Annotated in this window: 11 protein-coding genes; 10 read left to right on the plus strand and 1 reads right to left on the minus strand. The window is 70.5% G+C overall.

The genetic code is table 11. The features are described 5' to 3' along the window. Positions 1-304 precede the first annotated feature (304 nt). The 10 genes from BX283_RS00075 (at position 305) to BX283_RS00115 (ending at position 15025) form a co-directional block, all read left to right on the plus strand. On the plus strand, positions 305-1660 hold the full coding sequence (locus tag BX283_RS00075) for a hypothetical protein (protein WP_101385662.1): 1356 nt from the start codon (positions 305-307) through the stop codon (positions 1658-1660). A gap of 595 nt (positions 1661-2255) precedes the next feature. Further along, positions 2256-2411, plus strand: coding sequence for a DciA family protein (locus BX283_RS40265; protein ID WP_180356967.1), 156 nt, complete (start codon positions 2256-2258; stop codon positions 2409-2411). Between the two features lie 242 nt (positions 2412-2653). Continuing rightward, on the plus strand, positions 2654-4243 hold the full coding sequence (locus tag BX283_RS41140) for a hypothetical protein (RefSeq protein ID WP_257581530.1): 1590 nt from the start codon (positions 2654-2656) through the stop codon (positions 4241-4243). A gap of 43 nt (positions 4244-4286) precedes the next feature. Then, positions 4287-5033: a hypothetical protein gene (locus BX283_RS00085; RefSeq protein WP_101385663.1), complete on the plus strand. Its 747-nt coding sequence runs from the start codon at positions 4287-4289 to the stop codon at positions 5031-5033. 3 nt (positions 5034-5036) lie between these two features. Further along, the gene (locus BX283_RS40270) at positions 5037-10340 is read left to right on the plus strand and encodes a hypothetical protein (RefSeq protein ID WP_180356968.1); all 5304 of its coding nucleotides are present in this window, start codon (positions 5037-5039) and stop codon (positions 10338-10340) included. 498 nt (positions 10341-10838) lie between these two features. After that, positions 10839-11591, plus strand: a complete 753-nt coding sequence (locus BX283_RS00095; protein WP_180356969.1) for a 3'-5' exonuclease — start codon at positions 10839-10841, stop codon at positions 11589-11591. Between the two features lie 328 nt (positions 11592-11919). After that, positions 11920-12891, plus strand: coding sequence for a hypothetical protein (locus BX283_RS00100; RefSeq protein WP_101385664.1), 972 nt, complete (start codon positions 11920-11922; stop codon positions 12889-12891). A gap of 443 nt (positions 12892-13334) precedes the next feature. Beyond that, a complete protein-coding gene (locus BX283_RS00105; protein ID WP_101385665.1) occupies positions 13335-13892 on the plus strand; it encodes a hypothetical protein in 558 nt (185 codons plus the stop codon). A gap of 126 nt (positions 13893-14018) precedes the next feature. Next, positions 14019-14480, plus strand: coding sequence for a hypothetical protein (locus BX283_RS00110; RefSeq protein WP_101385666.1), 462 nt, complete (start codon positions 14019-14021; stop codon positions 14478-14480). A gap of 266 nt (positions 14481-14746) precedes the next feature. Further along, a complete protein-coding gene (locus tag BX283_RS00115; RefSeq protein WP_101392042.1) occupies positions 14747-15025 on the plus strand; it encodes a DUF3027 domain-containing protein in 279 nt (92 codons plus the stop codon). 108 nt (positions 15026-15133) lie between these two features. Here the strand turns inward: BX283_RS00115 and BX283_RS42075 are convergent, their stop codons facing one another. Further along, positions 15134-18274: a tetratricopeptide repeat protein gene (locus tag BX283_RS42075; RefSeq protein ID WP_180356970.1), complete on the minus strand. Its 3141-nt coding sequence runs from the start codon at positions 18272-18274 to the stop codon at positions 15134-15136. Between the last annotated feature and the right edge of the window lie 113 nt (positions 18275-18387).

Here is an 18387-nt window from a genome sequence, read left to right on the forward strand (position 1 = left end):
GGGAATTACGTGAACTTCCGCCTCGGGAATTACACAATCGTCCACCACCCAGGGCTGCGGGTCGCTGAATCGCTCTTCCGTCACTCCTTTGGTATCCGCCGACTGGCGTGGTAGCGGCTCCAGCTCCTACATAGAGGCTGTCGGAGTCCATGAATACACGCGATTCAAGCCCTGCCCAGGACGATGCCCCTTCTGTTGCCGGGCGCGGACTGCCACACGTGCGCGCGGTCCGATCCCGGAACCCGGGCGAAGCCATGATGGGGCAGACACGGGGTACGAAGTGATCCGAAGATCAGTCGGGACTGTGGCGCTGTTGACCGGGCTCCTGCTCGCCAACAGCGCCCTTGTACTGCCGGCCACCGCGGCCGAGCGCGCTGACGACGTGTGCCCGCAGGGCCAGAAGCTGCCGACGTCGCCCGCCAGTCCCACCAACAATCTCCCCGCCCAGGCTGCTGCGCGGGCCAATGCCGACAGTGCCGCTGACCCGCTGGGCGAAGTGATCGGCGACGCTTTCGCCGAGCACGGGGTCGCATCAGCCTTCGGAGCCGCTTCCGGTTCCGCCTCCGGCACAGCGAACGCCAGCGCGGACGCACGGCTGCGCCTCCCGCTCCTGGCAGCTTCGGCCGGTGCCCAGGCTGAGGCAGCGGGCGGGGCCCAGGGAGGAACGGCCGGCAAGGCGGTTGCCCAGATCATGCGGAACTCCTTCGGTGAGGCCACAGCCAAGGCCTTCGGCATCGCCTTCGGCAAGGCCTACGGAACAGCATCCGCTGAGGCCCACGCCGAACTGGTACTGCCTGGGCTCAGGGCATCAGCCGCAGCCAGTGCCGAAGCCGTCGGCGCCGCCTACGGCGAGACCAATGGCGCAGCCCAGGCCGAAATGGACAGGGACGATAAGTTCGCGACAGCGTTCGGAAACGCGATGGGAGCCGCAGCCGGCAAGGCCAACGCCCGGGCCTGCGCCTACCTCCAGACGCCTCTCTTCACCGCAGGCGCCTATGCCCACGCGGAGACCGAAGGAGAGGCCGTGGGCGCGACCCTGGGCAAGGCCTCGGCCAAGGCTATCGCTCCTCTGCTGCTCAGGCTGGGCGGTCCCAGATTCGCCCAGGCCTATGGAAACCAGTTCGGCGCGGCCTACGGAACCGCCAGCGCACAGGCAACAGCGTTCATCACCATCCCCAACCGCGGCACCTATACCGTGGACATCGCCAAGACCACCGGAGCCCCCCGCTTCAAGGCAAAATTCGTCGAGAAGCTGAAGCTCAAATTCGCCAACCAAGTCACGCCGGCCATCGACAAGTACTTCAGCCGCACAGGCCAGCCCGGCCTGCACTACACGTCTGCTGACGAAGCCTTCACCAAAGCCGGCTTCGACTTCTCCTACCGGACGGCCCACAAGACCACCCACAGAATCGACTTCGACACCCGCCCCCACGGCTGCGGCTCTTTGCAGGCGTCGCTGATCGAGGATAACGGCGCAGTACGCAACAACGTAGAGAGTGGCGAGATCTCGACAGGCACCCTGTTGGAGCTTTACGCACAGGAAGAAGCCCGCTGTGTCTTCGACCACTGGGTCGTGGACGGTCAAACTCTGACCGACCGATCAAGAGGCATCACTATCCCCGTCACCAGGAGAATGGAGATCGTCGCGCACTTCAGATAAGACTGAGGCCCAAGAGACTCCACGGAAGGAAGCCGTTCGGGACCAGGCCGTTCCTCAGCCACGCTCGGCGGTACGGGTCGTCCTGCTCACCGGCGCGGTGCAGCTCGGTCTCCTCCTGGAGGATGTGATCGGCTTCGTCCAGACGCTACTTGATCTGCGGATAGGGCACGGGCCGGTCGGGGCCAGAGCCGTCCTCGACGTCGTACCAGTCGGGCCGACGCGCGGCTTCTCGACCGCGGCCGCCGCATACGGCAGGCCGGTGCGCTCCATGTGGGCGCGTATAGCGGCCTTACGGCGACTGTTGTGCTTGGGCATGGGAGTCTCCGATCGGCGGCACCGCCCACGCACTCACCGCCGGACGGGAGGACGGGCGCAGCACGTCGCCGGCGTCACGGTGAAAGGGTCAGCGCGCGGCCCGCGGGACCTTGGCCGGACGGCACCGCCGACTGCGTGGGAGTCGGCGACGGCGGCTCGGCAGGCGCGTCCTGCGGCACATGAAGCCCGACAAGCACCACCCGCACGAATGACCCACACCCCGGTCCCATGCCCGCGCCTCCGCCGCCCTGCCGTACACGGCCTGCCCTCGATCGCCGGTGTGGATGCTGAAGGCCGCCTTCATGTGCGGTGTGCGACGGCCGCCTGGGCCACGCAGGTCGCGTTGCTGTCAGGGTCCGTCGTCGCCCGCATCAACATCAGCCTGGCTGATCGCGCGTCCATCACCGGCATCACCGTCACCTCCACAGGGCGCTGACCTGGGGAATCATCAGATCCCCAGCTATCGGCAGCCCAGCGTTGCGGGCGGTGGTCGGCACGCGTGCGCACCGACTCCGGCACGGTGCCCAGTGCTGATGGGGTTCCCGCCCGCCGTGCGGGTGCGGGCCGGTTTTTCTGGGGCCGGAGCAGCGTCTTTCATCAGTATGGCTGCGCACCAAACCGGTTACCCATTAGCCGTTTTTCACATGATTTGTCAGTGCCTGCTGCTCCACTGACGGCATGACAGACCACAAGAATCCCCGCGACGGCTTTGTCCGTCCGGAGGAAGACGGCGTCGACACGATGCTCCAGGCCCTGCTGGACCGGGAGGAATGTCGCCTGCTCGCCTCGGCATCGACCGTCCCAGACGGCATTGACGAGTGGCGGGCGCTGGTGGCCGAGCCCGGATTCGTCCGGCGCAGTGCGGTGCTGGCCCGAGGGGCCCCGTTGCACCGCATCGACCAGCGCCAGGCGTGGCAGCGCTTCCCCGGCGGTCTCTACGATCCGCGCACCCTCGCACTGGCCGGGCTGGAAGCGGTGGTGAGCCGGCAGGAGATGGAGGCGGAGGCGACGACGGAGGAGGTGATCGAATTCCTGACCGGCCTGGCTGCGTCCGAGGCGCCCGGACGACCTGCCTCGGAGCACCTGGCGGTGGCCCGGTTCGTCTTGCGAGAACTGCTCAATGACGCGCAGCACGGGGAGGAGTTCGAGGTCTGCTACAGCGACTTCCGCAAAGGGCATCAGCGGGTGCCTCTGTCGCTGCGGATGCTGGAGGAGGGCATCGGCCGGCGTGGCCAGGGCGTGGTGCGGGCCACGCCGGTGGCCATCAACCTGCTGCTGTCCGGGCTGGAGCACGACCTGGAGGACGAGCAGGCGGCGAGGGACGCGATGCTGCGCCGCCAGGTGGCGAGCGGCCGCTGGGGGCGTGCGGAGGAGAGTGCGGCGGAGAGCCTGAAGCTGTCCCTGGTGTACTGCGAACGGGTGCGTGCGGTGCTGGCGGAGACCGAACGCGATGTGCGGTCGGTGGACTGGAGCCAGGACGTGCCCGCCCTGCTGCATGCCTGCCGTCAGCACCTCGGTGAGCGCCACCGGGTGGAACGCGAACTGATGGACTACATGCGCGAGATCCGCAACGATGTGGAAGACGCGCACGTCCGGCGGACATGCGAGCGGGTCCTGCGGCTGCTGGGCCGGGCGCATCTGCGGCACACGCAGCTGCTGGCGAAGGTCATCGACGCCCGCCCGGCGTTCTTGCGCTCCCAGGCCCAACAGCGCTTTCGTCCTCCGCCGCGCCTGGCTCTGGTCGGGGTGCAGGAGGACGTGCTGGAGCCGCTGCTCCGCCTTGATGTCGAGGACGCCGAGGCCATCGCGAGCCTGTTCGCCAACGAGGTCGGCGGGCCGGTCGTCGCCCGACAGCCCCGGCTTCGGGACTGGTGGGAGTCACTGCTGGCCCCAGCCAGGGATCCACAGCAGGCGGTGCCGAGGAGGAGATCGAGCTGGTCGCCGACGACGCCGGTGACCTGTCCTTCTACAGCGAGGACGACCTCGCTGCCGCCCGCAGCGTGCTCATGGAGTCCCTGCGTGCTCCGGTGCGGCTGTCACAGCTGCTCGAGCGGGCGCTGGCCTACACGGTGGAGGCGGCCGATCTGCTGGCCGTCTCCGCGCTGCGGGCCTATGCCCCCGATCCCGAGGAGTGCGAGCAGGACGAGGTGGTGGACGAGCTGGCGGACCTGCTCGATGAGCACCTGGTGGTGGTCGACGACGGCAGCCTCTTCGATCTCGGCCCGCTCGCCGGCAGTGACCTGCTGCTCGTCCCGGTCCAGCCCCTGATCCCCGACCCCGCCCACGCCGAGGACGACATGGAGGTCCTGGCATGACCACGAGCACGTACGCCTACTCCTGCGCCGACCTGGTCGACGCCTCCGCACTGGTGAGGTTCGGCTGCCAGCCGCGCCTTCGGCCCCTGCAGTTCCCGCAGTACCGGGACTTGCTGAAGCGCTACCGGATGGACGGGGCGTTCCGCGACGCAGTGGACGCGGCCGCGGAGGGCCTGGAACTGGACGTGGTGGAGGCGCACGCGGCCGAAGGGCTGATCCTGCACCCCAAGGAGGGGTCCTGGCTGTCCTACCGCCTCAAAGACCATCCGAAGCTGGGGGTCAACGACCGTCTCGTCCTCGGGCTCGCCCATGTCGCCATCGCGGCCCGCGCTTACCCCACGGCGGCGGACCTGGAGGACGAGAGCATCAAGCGGATCTCGCTCGCGGACGTCGATGACTTCCTGCGGCGGCTCACGGACAAGCTCCGCGAGGCGACCGTGGACGCGGACGGGCTGAGCGTGCCGCACCCCGAGCTCCAGGCCGCCTGGCGGCTGTACGCGAAGCTTCCGCCCTCGCGTCTGACGCCGACACGGCAGCTGGCGCAGTCCAGCACCCAGCGAGTGATCAAGGAGGCGCTGGCATGGCTGATGGACCAGGGCATGGCCTACCCCGCCGACGAACTCGGGCCGGGGCACTACCGCCTCGCCCACCGCTTCCGCGTGCAGGTGCGTGAAGCAGCCGCTTCGGCGGCCTACACCGCGCTGTGCGACCTGCGCCGCGCCCACCTCGCTGAGGAGGACTGACCCATGCTTCAACTCCGACGTCTTCGGCTGGAGAACATCGGCCACCGCGCGGCCGGCTTCAAGTCGCTGGTTCTGGACCTGATGGGCGGACCGAGCGTCCTTGACGGCCGTCCCCTGCAGCCGGTCGACGTGATCCTGTGGCTGCGCAACGGCGGCGGCAAGTCGAGCCTGCTGTCGCTCCTGTTCAGCCTGCTGCTGCCTGCCAAGAGAGACTTCATCGGGGCGGCCAAGGCCAAGTCGCTCGCCGAGTACGTCCCCGATGGACAGGTCTCCCACGTGATCGCGGAGTGGGGAGACTCCGAGCGGCCCGCATCCGGCGCGGTGTTGCTCACCGGGGGCGTGTACCAGTGGCGCGACCGGCAGCGCCCGGCGGATGTGAGCGGCGGCTGGGAGCGGCTGGAGCGCCGCTGGTACCTGCTGCGGCCGCAGCCCGGCGGCTTGGAACTGGACTCCCTGCCCGTCCGCGCCGCGGACGGACAGCTCACCATGAGCATGTACGTCAAGGAGCTTCAGGCCGCCAACAAGGCGGAGCGCCGCCTGCAGCTGTCTGTCGCGGAGGAGCAGTTCGAATGGGAGGAGGCGCTGGACAATCACGGCCTGGACCCGCAGGTCTTCAAGATCCAGAAGGCCATGAACCAGGAAGAGGGCGGTATTACCGACCTGTTCAAGTTCCGCACCGCCGAGGAGTTCATCGACTTCCTCATCGACATGGTCATCGACGCGGCCGCACCCACCGCGGCGCGCGAGGCGCTGTCCCACCACGCCGACAAGCTGGCCGCCCGGCCCGCGCGTGAGCTGGAGGAGCGCTTCCTGGCGAAGGCCCTTGTGCTGCTGCACCCGGTGCAGAAGGCCACGGCCGAGGTCGCCGCCGCCGAGCAGGCGCTCTACCGCCAAGCCCGCCTCGCCCGGCGGGCCGGCGAACACGTCCAGGTCCAGGCCGAACTCCAGGAACAGCAGGCGGGAACCCTGCGGCAGGAAGCCGAGGTCACCGCGCGCGAAGGGCAACAGGCCGAGGAGCGGGTCACCGAACGCCGGCAGAGCGTGGCCGCGGTACGGGAGGCGGCCGAGCGGCTTCAGATGGGTGAGCGCGAGCGTGAGCACGCCGCACAAGCGGAGGCGGCCGGTGAAGGGGAGCGGGAGGCGGCGGCCTGGAAGGCGGTTCCCGTGCTCATGCAGCTGGCGGACCAGGAGAACCAGCGGCGCGAGGTCAAGCAGCTGCTGGCCCGTGCGCACAGCGAGCAGGCCCCGTTGCGCGAAGCCATGGAAGAGGCCGGTGCCGCCCTGCACTTCCGGCTCGAGGACAGCTTCGCCCGGCTCAGCGACGAGATGGACCAGAGCCGCACCGACGCGGAGGAGGCCGGCGCGCGGGCGCAGGCGAGCGAGCAAGAGTACGAGGAGGCGATGGCCGCGGCGGGACGTGCCGAGAACGGTGCCACGTCCGCCGAGGCACACCGCACGGAAGAACACGCGAAGATCACAGCCGCCCGCCGCAGCGGCCTGCTGGGCACACAGGAGGAACCACACGAGGCCCTGGCCCGGCTCGCCCAGGAGGAAGCGGCGGCCCGGGAGCAGGTGGAGGGGGCCCGGGGCCAGCTCGACGCGGCGCGCGAGCAGGTAACCGCCCTCGCGGCGGAACGGGTTGCGTGCGCCGGGCGGCTCAGTACCGCACGCCAGCAGCACGACCAGGTGTGGGAGCAGTGGAACACGCTGTCCCAAGAGCGCCGCGACCTCGCTATTGATCCGCGCCTGCGGGAGGTGGCGGGGATTGCGGATGCGGCGGCCGAGCTGGACTTGGACGAGGTCGGCGCCGACCTCGTCGCCCTGCTCGCCGACCAGGTGGCGGACGCCGACACGGAGCTTGCCGCCGAGCGGGCGAAGGCGTTCGAGGACGAGCGGCTGCGCGCGGCTCTGGAGCGGGACGGGTTCTGTCCGCCTCCGCGTGAAGTCGAGCAGGCCGTGGCCGCGCTGCGAAGCCGCGGTGCCAACGCGGTCGCCGGGGTGCAGTTCCTGCGCGAGACGGTGCCCGCCCACCAGCACGACGACGTGATGGCGGCCATCCCGCATCTGATCGGCGGCGTGGTCATCTGCGGACCAGTCCCCGGCGGGGATCTGGCGGCCCTGGCCCGGCAGGCCGACGTCGCACTGCCCACGGTGCTTTCCGTTGCCGCCGACGTCCACGCCCGTGCCCTGCTGTCCCAGCCCCTTGGTGACATCGCGGTCCTGCCCCTGCGCCGCTCGGTGCTGGATGCCGAGGCCGGCGAGGAGGAACTGCACCGCGTCACCGCCCGCCTGGCCACCGTGGAGGAGCGCTGTGCGGCCATCACCCGGCGCAGAGAGAACGACCGCAGCCTCATCGTGCGGCTGCACGAGCACCTGGAAGCGTTCGGCGCGCGGGCACGGGCCGGGCTGGAGGAACGCCTCGGGCGGCTCGACGAGGAGGTGAACACGCTCACCGAGCGTACGAGCGTGCTGGTCCGCCAGGCAGCCGAAGCCGAGGACGCCGGGCGCCGGGCAGAGCGCCAGCTCAAGCAGCACACCGAGGCGCTGATGGCATTCGCCACCGCACTCCCCACTGCCCAGGCGCTGGTGGAGGCGGCCCGCGCGGTCGAGCGCTGGGCAGCGCAGGGGCAGCAGGCCCGTGCCGAAGCCCGTGAGCACCGCGCCGCCGCCCAGGCGTTCAAGGCCCGCTGGCGTGACGCCCGCAAGAAGCACCGGGCCGCGGAAGCCGCGCTGCGCCAGGGCGAGGAGCGCAAGGGCCGCTGGACCGGCTGGGCGAGCGAGATCCGGCAGGAGGTCTCCGGCGACGTTCTGCGCTCCGCCCGGCCCGCCACGGTGGCGGACGGCAGCGTGCAGGCGCTGCGCGAGCGCTGGGTACAGGCCCGCCGGGACTGGCGGGACGGGATCAGCGACCCCGCCCTGCAGCAGCGGCTCACCGCTGCCGAGACGGCTATCGAGGGCCTCAACGAGAAACTCGCCGAGACCGGGTCCACAGCCCGCGCGCGGGCCGCCGAGCTCGTTGACGAGGCCGCGGCCATGGATACCGAGCGCCTCAGCGCCCGCATCGCCGCCGCCGAACAAGCCTGCCAGGACGCGGTACGGGCCGAGGCCCACGCTGAGCTGCTGCTCCGGCAGGCCACCACCGCACACACAACAGCAGCCGCCGCACTCGACGAGTGCCCGGGCGCCCAGCGGCTCACCTTCCCCAGTGCACGGCACGCACAGGAGGAACTGCAAAAGGCCACACAGCTGTTGGAGGAGGACCTCGGCCTGGCGCAGGTGCGGCGCCTGGACGCCGAGAAGATCCACCGCCGCGCCGACCAGGCGGCCAGCCACGCCGCGCAGTTCCGGCAGTCAGCCGCCGCCCTCAGAACAGCGGGGGAGCATCAAGCCCTTGACGAGCGCCCCACGGACGCGGCCGAGATGAGCGTCGATGCGCTCCTGCTCGAACAGCACGGCCTGTCCCCGGTGACCGCACTGTCCCTGCAGCCACCCGGCGCCGAGCAGCTCAAGGACGCCCTCGTCCACACGGTCGGCCAGGCTCAGCGCGCCCTGGAACGGTCCCGCAGCGCCCTCAACAAGGACGTGCGCAAAGTGGAACAGCTGGCCGTCCAGCCCGAGTACGTGGCGGTCGTCAACGGACGGTTGCGTGAACGCCTCCAGCACGACCTCACCGCCCCCACGCGCCTTGCCGGGCTCCTGGAAGACATCGAGGAACGCGAGCAGCAGGTCATCGCCCTGCTCGCCGAGTCCGCCGAGGACCAGGCCAGGGTCGTGGACGCCTGCGCCAGCACGGTCGAAGCGGTCCTGGACAGCGTGGAAGAGGTCGCCCGCCACTCCCGTCTGCCGCAGAACCTGGGCAGCTGGTCCAACCAGCGGTTCCTGTCCCTGGAGCTGCGCCAGCGCGCCCGCGGTACGGAACTGGCCCGCCGGCTCTCCGCCGAAGTCGACCGGCTCATCACCGCTCTGCCCGCCAGCGCCGCCGGACGGGCCAGCGCCCTGCCCGATGCGCTGCCCCTGGCCAAGCGGCTCGTCCTGGCAGCCCTCGGCGGCCGCGGAAACATCGTCGCGAAGATCATCAAGCCGACTCAGAACCTGGACACCGTCGAGCGCGAATCCGTCACCGAGATCCAGAAGTTCAGTGGCGGCGAACTGCTGACCGTGTCCGTACTGCTGTACTGCACGCTCGCCCGGATGCGGGCCGCCCAGCGTGACCAGCGCATCCCCGGCGGGGTGGGCACCCTCGTCCTGGACAACCCCTTCGGGAAGGCCAACTACGGGCCCTTCGTCGACCTGCAGCGCCGTGTCGCCGCCGCCCACGGCATCCAGCTCGTCTACACCACCGGCTCCAACGACCTGCCCGCGCTCGGCCGGTTCCCCCTGATCATCCGCATGCGCAATGGCGTGGATCTGCGCACCAAACGCCGCTACGTCCAGATCCTCGACCGCTACGGTGACGCCGTCGCGGCGGGCGTCACCCGCGCCCAGGACGAAAGCATCGCCTCCGCGCACCTCCTGCGCCGCGCCGCGCTGTCCCCAAGACCGACCAGGACACCGAGCGGGCCGGGACGGCTCCCGGGCAGGAGGCGGGGTGAGGGCCGCCGACCACATGGCGGCGTACCTCGCCGAGCAGCCCCGCCAGCGCGTCGCCTTCGACGCGCTGGCGGGCGCCGCCGACGCCGGCGACTCCAGTCTGCCCGCCTCGCCGCGGCGGCGGCGCACCCTCGCCGACGCCGCCCACACTCTGCAACGGCGCGGCCTGGCCGTCCTGCCCAAGGGCCACGACGGCTGGGACTACAGCGCCCACCCGCCCCTGCCCCGCTGGGTCCAGCGCCCGCGGCCCACCCGCCCCCCGCGTCGCCCCTGGGGGGCGCGGGCCTACGTCGAGCAGCTGGACTTCGCCACCACCGCCCGCCTGTCGGCGGCCGACCACGCACTGCTCGGTCCCATCAACACGCTCCTGCGCGACGAGCCCGACGCCGAGATCGTCCCGCTCGCCGACCGCTCGTACCAGCTGTACGGCGACGAGAAGCACCTCAAGAACATCGAGCGCCACCACCTCGTCACCAAAGGTCTCCTCGACCTCACGACCCATCTGCGGGCCCGGCCTACCCCCGCTCCCCTGGCGATGTACGAACTCGGGCCCGCACCCTGGCTGCTCATCGTGGAGAACACCGCCGCGTTCACCAGCCTGCGCGACATCCTCGGCAGCTGGCCCGACCGCCACCAGGTCGGCTGGCTCGGCTTCGGGCAAGGCGACCACCTCATCGCCTCTCTGCCCACCGCCCTGACCTCCTTCCGCGAACGTGACCACCCCATCCACACCTTGCTGCTGTACGCGGATCTCGACCTCGAAGGGCTGAACTGCGCCCAGAAGGCCAGCGAGCGCGCAGCCGCCGTCGGCCTCCCTGCGCTGCGTCCGGCCACCGGCCTCTACCAGGCCCTGCTCACCCGCACACCGCGCGCGCAACCGCCTGCTCCCGCCGACCAGGCAGCCGCCGCAGCCGCCTGGCTTGCGCCCCCTCTGGCGTCCGCTGCCGCACAACTGCTCGCCAGCGGGTGGGTGCTGCGTCATGAAGCCCTCCCGCTGCCCGAGCTCCGCACCGTACTGAACCCCCAAGCCCCCCTGCTGGCCCAGATCCGCGACCGCGCGCCCCGGGACGAAGGACGCGCCGCCAGCCCCGTACCGGAAGCCTCCTGCAGATGAGCCTGCGCTCCCTTTGGGCTGCCTCGCCCTCATATGGTGCCGACGCACTCGCATCCGACCCACGGACTTGGGGTGACGCGTTCACTACCACGATCGACTCGGTGGCTGTCGAATGCATCCGTGCCAGCGACACCGACCGCCCCGCCTGGGGGGTGTACCCGCCGGGCCGCTACCGGCCCGGCGACTACCTGGGCACCCTGCACGCGCGCGACACCGATGGTCTCTGGCACGTCCAGGCCACCGGTGAGCGTCACGCCTCCCTCGCCGACGCCGTCCGCACCCTGCGCCGCCCCTCCACCTGGCCTCGCGAACGCGACCGGGCTGCCACCTGGGCCCGTCAACTGCTCGCCGACCCTGCCCTGTTGCTCATCGACATCCAGACCACCGGTCTCATCCAGCCCTTCGCCGCCCAGATCAGTGCCATAGACGGCACCGGCACACTCGTCCTCGACGAACTGCTCAACCCCCGTGCAGCATTCGAACCGCATGCCAGTTCCCTGCACGGCCTCACTGCCCGCACCACCGAGCACGCCGCTACCTTCAGCGACCTGCTGCCCACCCTCACCGGCCTCTTCCACGGCCAGCACCTGCTCGCCTACAACGTCCGCTACGACCACGACGTCATCAAGCGTGAACTGGTGCGCCACCACAAACAGCCCGCCCCTGTGAACGTCTGGCTCGCCGCCTGCCGCTGGGAAGACGCCATACTTCCCATCTCCGCCTGGACCGGCCTGTGGTCCGCCCCTCACCACGCCTACCGCCGCACCCGTCTCGGAGGCTCCTACAACGCAGCGGCCCACTGCCGTCTCCTGCTGGACCGCCTGCACCAGCTCGCCTGGAGCCCCACCCCGTGAACCGCCTGCCCGGCCACTCCGGCGCACCCCCGGCTCCCCGACGGCCGAGCCCGGGAACGCGGCCGGGCATACGAATAGGCAGATCGACTCAATTAGCCGCGACGACCGAAGGCGCCGGCAGCCCCCAGCGGCAACCGGACCCTACGCTCGCTCATGCGGCAGGACGCGCACGCCGCACGCCGCACTCGACTCGCGCCCACGCTCGCGAACAGAGGGCCAAGGCCACCCGGTACCCCCGGCGCTGGCCCGCCGGACCAACCGTCATTGCTCCTGCCTTCCCACGGCACCGGCCCCGGCGGGACGCGTGGGGTCCCGCCGTGGAGTCATCATGACCAAAACCGGATCCAACGGCCCCAAGGCACGCACCCGCGCCCGGCAACAGCACAGCCAGCAGAAATACACCCAGGCGCTGCGCAGCGCCAGCCCCGCTACCCCCCAGAACCGGCCACCCGGCCCCGCCCACCGTGACGACGACGCCCGCACCTTCCGGCTGGGTGACCTACTCACTGAATGCACGACCTTCCCCGCCGTCGCCATCGAAGACGACAACGACAAACTCAGCTTCGGGTTCGAGTCGAAAATCCTCGGCTGCAAAATTCCCTCCGCGACAGTGCTCAGCCTGGCCGGAGCCCTCTCCCGGGAAGGAATCGACACCGAACTGGCCGTCGAATCGATCACCCACCACTCGATCGTGGTCACCGCCCCCGACTGGGCCGACTTCCAGCGGCTCGAGATGAGCCTGACGGACGAATGGACCATCCCGCTGTGCCCCGTTGCACACTGCAGCAACCACTCCATGCGATACCAGTACATCGACCGCTGCCACACCCACCTGCCCCAGTGCGACACAGCCACCCTCATCCAGATGGGCACCTGGTGGGCGCAGAGCCACTCAGACGCACTCGCGGCAGATCCCGCACGCACCGGGGGCGACCGTGCCGCCGACCTCCTCGTCAAAGCCGCCGTCCACCAGGGCAGCAGCGCTGAACTCATCACCGTCCTGCTGCGCACCCTCTTCGTAGACGAGGCCGACATCGACGAAATCATCTGGGACGAAGCAGAGGCACTCGACCTGCGTCACGCCATCGGCCGCGAACGACTGCGGCTCAACACATCGCACGAGACGAAGCCAGGCGCCTACGCCAGAGCACAGGGCCATGCCCGGCCTGCGGCCGCGGACCCCGGGCCCTGCCCGCTGCCCCGCCCCACCCGCCGCAGTACTGCTCACCCCAATGCGCCAGCGCACCAGCCGTACCCCACCCCAGCTGAAAGGTGTAGGCGCCTCAACGGGCAACCGTGAGCTGCGCTCGCGGCTCCGTGCCCACAACCCCCGACCACCAAGGACGTCGACGACGTCGCCGAGCCCTACTACCTCTCCATGGAGAGGATGACCGAGACCGACGACTGATACATGGGCGTCTTCGGGAGGGGGAGGAGTCATCCCACCAGGCAGCTCTTCTCCCCGACCAGGAGGGGCGCATCAAGTTGATGGAGGTCAGCCTCGGGGCAGGCGGAACTGCCTGAACAGAAGCGGTGAAGGCTTGTGGAACCCTCCGGCCACACTCCACACCCAGGTGCTGGACGCGTCACCGCTCGCCCTCTGTTGCGCCCTGCCCGCGGCCGCGTCCACGCACCAGCGCCTTCACCCCCCACGACCAGGCCTACCGCGCCCGAGCGCCTGATCGGCAAGCTCAAGGCTTCGGCGAGGTCGGGGGGCTCCTCGCCGAACGCCGCCGACCAGGCGTGCGGGATGCGGAGCTGGAAGCGATCGGGGTGTGGCAGGTCCCCGACCGGGTGCCGTGGACTGCGGCCTGGCACCGCCAACTCGTCCGCCCGAACCGTTACAAGGCCGAGGGCGGGGCCCGAGCCGAACTCCTGCACGGGCCACGGTTCTACCGGGGTGCGGACCTTGGGGCATGGCTGCGGGAGCAGCACGTGCGGTGGAACCAGCTCCACCCCCAGCAGCAACACGCTCTGACCGCCTTGCACATGGACCCCGTCCGTAGCCAGGCGTGGGCCGGTGCGGGGGTGCCTGCGGCGCGGCGGGGGCGGGCGGAGCGGCTCCAGGAGATCGTGACCGCCGCACGGCGCCACGTTGACGACGTCGGACCGCTCAGCGACGAAGCGGGCAGGATCAAGGTCGCCGCAGGCTACGTGCCCGAGGTCGACGGCCGCCCCGTACAGCTGCGCAAGCGGCTGTATGCCGTCCGCGACCGGTTCAACGGCTACACGCAAGAACTCCAGGCTCTCTTCGTCGGGCTCGGCCCTGGGCGGAATCCAATGGTTGACTGCCGACCTTAGTCCTTGCACGCGCCGCAGCCTGCGGCCAGTCGCTGTCCGGCCTGCTCCGTGACTGTCCATAGGTGCGCGCCGTCGGGTACGTGGTCGGTGTCGCATGCCGGGCAAGGGGCGGGAGAGGATGGAACGATGAGTGATGACTTTTTGACGGTCATTCCCACCGATCCGCACTGGCAGCCCGGCAAGGAAGCGGCGGAGCGTGCCTCGGCCGCCCTGTCCGGGATGCTTCCTGACAGCGACGCGCGTCTCGGGCTTCGAGTCCAGTGGCACGACGGCGTCGAGGTGATCATCTGCGGCTCCAATCTGGAGAAGATCTCCTGCCCGCACTGCGGTTCACCGTGCGCGACGGACTGGTGGATGGACACCGTCTCCGAGGGATACGACCAGGGGTTTGTCAGCCTCATGGCGGCAGTCCCCTGTTGCGGCGTCGTCACGTCGCTCAATGAGCTGGTCTACGACTGGCCCATGGGCTTCGCACGGTTCCGGATCGAGGTCATGTATCCGGGCCGGTCATGGCTCACCGACGCGGAACTGGAACGCCTCTCGGAGGCGCTCATGCATCCCGTACGGCAGATCCTCAGCCACTTCTGACAGCCCCACAGCCATGGCGAGCCGGGCGCCAACACCCCTGCCCAGGTGCATTCACAGCGGCGTTCCATGGCCGCGTAGCTGAGGAAGAAGCCGCAGCAAGGCGCGCTGAGGTTGTCTTGGCGAGGATGACCGGTGTTGGTTCGGGAGAGGGCTGAGGCCTGCGACAAGCTGAGCCGTTGGCCTGCGGCTCACAGGAATCAGCTGGCGGATCGGCGCCGAGTCCGTGCAGATTGACCTCGCGAATTCGATGGGAGGGCGGGCAGCAGATGGCACCAGACAGGCTTCGGGCAGACGGTGAGGGCGGCGACGAGGTTCACGAGCGCTGGTTGCGGCTACTCAACCGCTCCACCGGGGACCCCGGCTATCGGGACGAGTGGTTCGACGAACAGTGCGGTGGATGCGCGTTCTGGATCGCTCTGAGCGGCGAGCTGGGCCTGGACTGGGGAGCGTGTGCCCACGCCGACTCGCCGTTTGACGGGCAGGTGCGTTTCGAGCACGACGGCTGCGAACGCTTCTTCGCCCGAGCCGACGGCACCTTCGGCTGAAAGCGTTCCGGACCCAACATTCGTCAAGCTGCTGGCACCGTTGGTGAATTCGCTGGCGGCTTGCCGGACTCGCCGCAAACCAACGCGAAGGGTCCTGCACGACCCCTGCTAGTCCGAGGGGCCGCCCCACGGTCCGGCGGCGGAAGGGTCCGTGGCGATGATCTCCCGCCACACCTGCAGCAGCTCGTCGAGCCCCGCAATCGGCTGGGGCTGCGCGAGCAGATCGTAGATCGGCCGTGTGAACCGGTCGCCCGGGGTGCGCACGGCGGCGGCTGAGCGAAGTACCTGCGCTGCCGTGTTGGCTTCCCCCAGCCCGGCCAGCGCCAGCGCGCGGGCTTCCGCGTCCCCGAAAGGCGACGGGAGGGTCCGTGCGGGGGACGGCTTGCCGACCGCGTCGAGCACGGCGCGTGCAGTGCGCGACGCGGCCGCGGGGGTCGGCCCGGCCCGGTCCATGGCCCAGAGGAGCAGCTCGACTTTCGGGAGAGCGCCATCCGACAGGCTCGACGCCCGCGACAGCAGCGTCCGGGCCGCCTCCCAGTCGCCGTCGACCAACCGCAGTCTGCCCAGATGCCCATGGGCGGTGGCGTAGTTGGGGTCGAGGCGGATGGCCTCCCGCAAGGCGTCCTCCGCCTGCGGGAACCGCCCCAGCTCGGTGAGGACCCACCCGAGGTTGTTGTGGGCGATGGCGTCGTTGGGGTCGAGGCGGATGGCCTCCCGCAAGGCGTCCTCCGCCTGCGGGAACCGCCCCAGCTTGGTGAGGACCACGCCGAGGTCGTTGTGGGCGGTGGCGTAGTTGGGGTCGAGGCGGATGGCCTCCCGCAAGGCGTCCTCCGCCTGCGGGAACCGCCCCAGCTCGGTGAGGACCACGCCGAGGTTGTTGTGCGCGATGGCGTCGTTGGGGTCGAGGCGGATGGCCTCCCGCAAGGCCACCCCAGCCTGCGGGAACCGCCCCAGCTTGATCAGGGTCCACCCGAGGCTGTCGTGGGCGATGGCGTAGTTGGGGTCGAGGCGGATGGCCTCCCGCAAGGCGTCCTCCGCCTGCGGGAACCGCCCCAGCTCGGTGAGGACCACGCCGAGGTTGTTGTGGGCGCGGGCGTCGTTGGGGTGGTAGCGGGTAGTCAGTCGCCGGCCCTCCAGCAGGGCGTCCTGTTCCGGTGCGGGCAGGGAGGCGGGGTCGAAGTGGTCGATGCCATCGGCGAGACCTCCGATCCGGTTGGCGGTGAGTCCGCTGCCGGGAGGGAAGACCGCAGCGGCGTGGCGCACGGCGGCGACCCGCTCGGGAAGGCCGAGGCCCAGCTGGCGGTGGCAGAAGGCGCGGAGGAGGTGGTAGTACGGCTCGGCGGGCCCGATCAGGAACGGAGGAGATGGGGTGGGCGCGGAGGTGAGCCAGTCCATCAGGGCGCGCAACGCGGTACGCGAGTGATGCGGCTGCGCCGCGTCTGGCTGGCCGGTCAGTGTCTGGAGGTTGCTGGGCAGGTGCTGGTCACGGGCAGGGCAGTAGGCGGTGAAGCGGGAGATGACGTCCAGGAGGAGGCGCGCGAACGCGGGCTGCAGGACGTGGGCGGCGGGGTAGAGGTGGCGCAGCAGGGGCGGCCCTTGGGCGGGGTCGACCCAGCAGGTGTGCCAGAGCAGGCTGGCGGCGGCGCTGCGCCAGTCGGGGTCGGTGAGCTGGTCTTCGGTGGTGGCGTGGGCCATGGCGTGCAGGCGGGCGGTGAGGAGTTCGACGGCACGCTGGTTCATGGCGGTGTAGCGGACGCGTTCGGTGGGGGTGAGCAGGTGCAGTCGGATGGCGTCGCGGACGTCGCGGTGCATGCTGCCGCTGCCGCTGCTGACGAAGTCGTGTCGTCGTGCGAGGCCGGCGAGGGTTGCGGCGACCTGGTGTGCCGGTTGGTCCCACAGCGCGGCCAGCAGCTCCGGCTCGCGCGTTGGGGGCCGCTCCCGCGGGCGGGTTTCGTGGAGCCGGTCGAGCGGGTCGAACTCCTTGGTGGGCCAGGGGGTGTCCTGGCCGTGGTGGACCAGGGCCAGGCCGACCAGCAGGGGCAGGTCCTGATGCAGGTCGGAGTCCTCACGGCTGGCGTGGACCAGGTAGCGGCGGGCCATACCGGCGACCACGGAGGAGACCTGCCCGCTGTCTGCGATCTCGTCGTACAGGTCGTCGACCGGATGGCCCCTGCCGAGACGGTCGGCGAGCAGGCGGCTCAAGAGGGAGACCGCGAGAGGGACGCCCTGGGTCAGGGAGAGGATCCGCCCGAGGTCCAGAGGTTCGGCCGCGGTGCCGCCGAGTTGGCGGGTGAGGAAGTCCTCGACGGTGCGGTTGTCGAACCGGGTCACGTCGATCGCCGTCAGCCGCTGCTCGTGCAGGACGTCGCGGTACCTGGCGGCCTCGCTGTCGCCGACAGCCTCCAGCTCGGGCTCCAGGCGCAGGCCCAGAACCCACACCACGCGGCGCCCGCACCGGCGGGTGACCTCGCGAAGCCAGGGCCCCGAGCCGCCCAGCAGCTCGCACGTGTCCAGCACCACCACCACCGGCCACCGCTTCGCCACCTCACGCACGCCGTCGGCGAACGCGGTCACCACCGCATCGACCGCGTCGACCAACGCCCGGTACAGCTCCGGATCGACCCGCTGGGCGCGCCCCTCACGGGCGGCCGACAGCAAGCCCGCGCCGGCCTCCGCCGCGCGGGCCACCGGCACTGTCACGGCCCCGGGGGCACCGGCCACCCCTGCCAGATCCGTGCCGGCCTTGACGATCCGCGCCATCTGCTCGGGTGTCACCTGCCGGCGGCCCAGCACGCCGCCGATCCCCAGCCGGCTGGCCTCCTCCTCCAGTTCCTTCATCCGGGCGACCTGCCGCACGAATCCCTCGAAGGCCTTGCCCACCCGCCTGCGGCGGCGCCACCCGGGTGCCGCCGCACTCTCCAGCGCGGCCCGGACCCGCTCCAGGACCTTCCACACCGGCGGACCCTCGAACAGCGCATAGTCGTCCTCCACGCGCGGGAGCTTGCGGTCGTCCTCCCAGTCCACCAGAGCAACAACGAACCGGCCCGGCCTCACAGGAACCGCCGGTACCCCGCCTGCCGCGATCGCGGCGAAACGCCGCAGCAGCGTCGACTTGCCGATCCCGCCGTAGCCCCGCACCAGCACGACGAATCCCTCGTCCGGCCCGCCCGGCGTTCGGCCCGCGGCATTGCCCAGCACCCGGGCAAACCGGGCCTGCTCCTCCGTACGCCCCACGAACAGATCACCCACAGCGCCCCCCGCCGTCACTCCCCCCATGCCCAAAGGGACCGCGATTGACTCGCCGTACCGAACCGCCCGCCGCTCCAGACCCGCACCCCGCCCCCGACCTCGCCCGCACCGAC

Origin of the sequence: Streptomyces sp. TLI_146, assembly GCF_002846415.1 — a bacterium.
GTDB lineage: Bacteria > Actinomycetota > Actinomycetes > Streptomycetales > Streptomycetaceae > Streptomyces.

Excerpts from the sequence above, each read along its gene's own strand:
- BX283_RS40270 (WP_180356968.1), top strand. The coding sequence starts at position 5,037 with ATGCTTCAACTCCGACGTCTTCGGCTGGAGAACATCGGCCACCGCGCG.
- BX283_RS41140 (WP_257581530.1), top strand. The coding sequence starts at position 2,654 with ATGACAGACCACAAGAATCCCCGCGACGGCTTTGTCCGTCCGGAGGAA.
- BX283_RS00100 (WP_101385664.1), top strand. The coding sequence starts at position 11,920 with ATGACCAAAACCGGATCCAACGGCCCCAAGGCACGCACCCGCGCCCGG.
- BX283_RS00110 (WP_101385666.1), top strand. The coding sequence starts at position 14,019 with ATGAGTGATGACTTTTTGACGGTCATTCCCACCGATCCGCACTGGCAG.
- BX283_RS00115 (WP_101392042.1), top strand. The coding sequence starts at position 14,747 with ATGGCACCAGACAGGCTTCGGGCAGACGGTGAGGGCGGCGACGAGGTT.
- BX283_RS00085 (WP_101385663.1), top strand. The coding sequence starts at position 4,287 with ATGACCACGAGCACGTACGCCTACTCCTGCGCCGACCTGGTCGACGCC.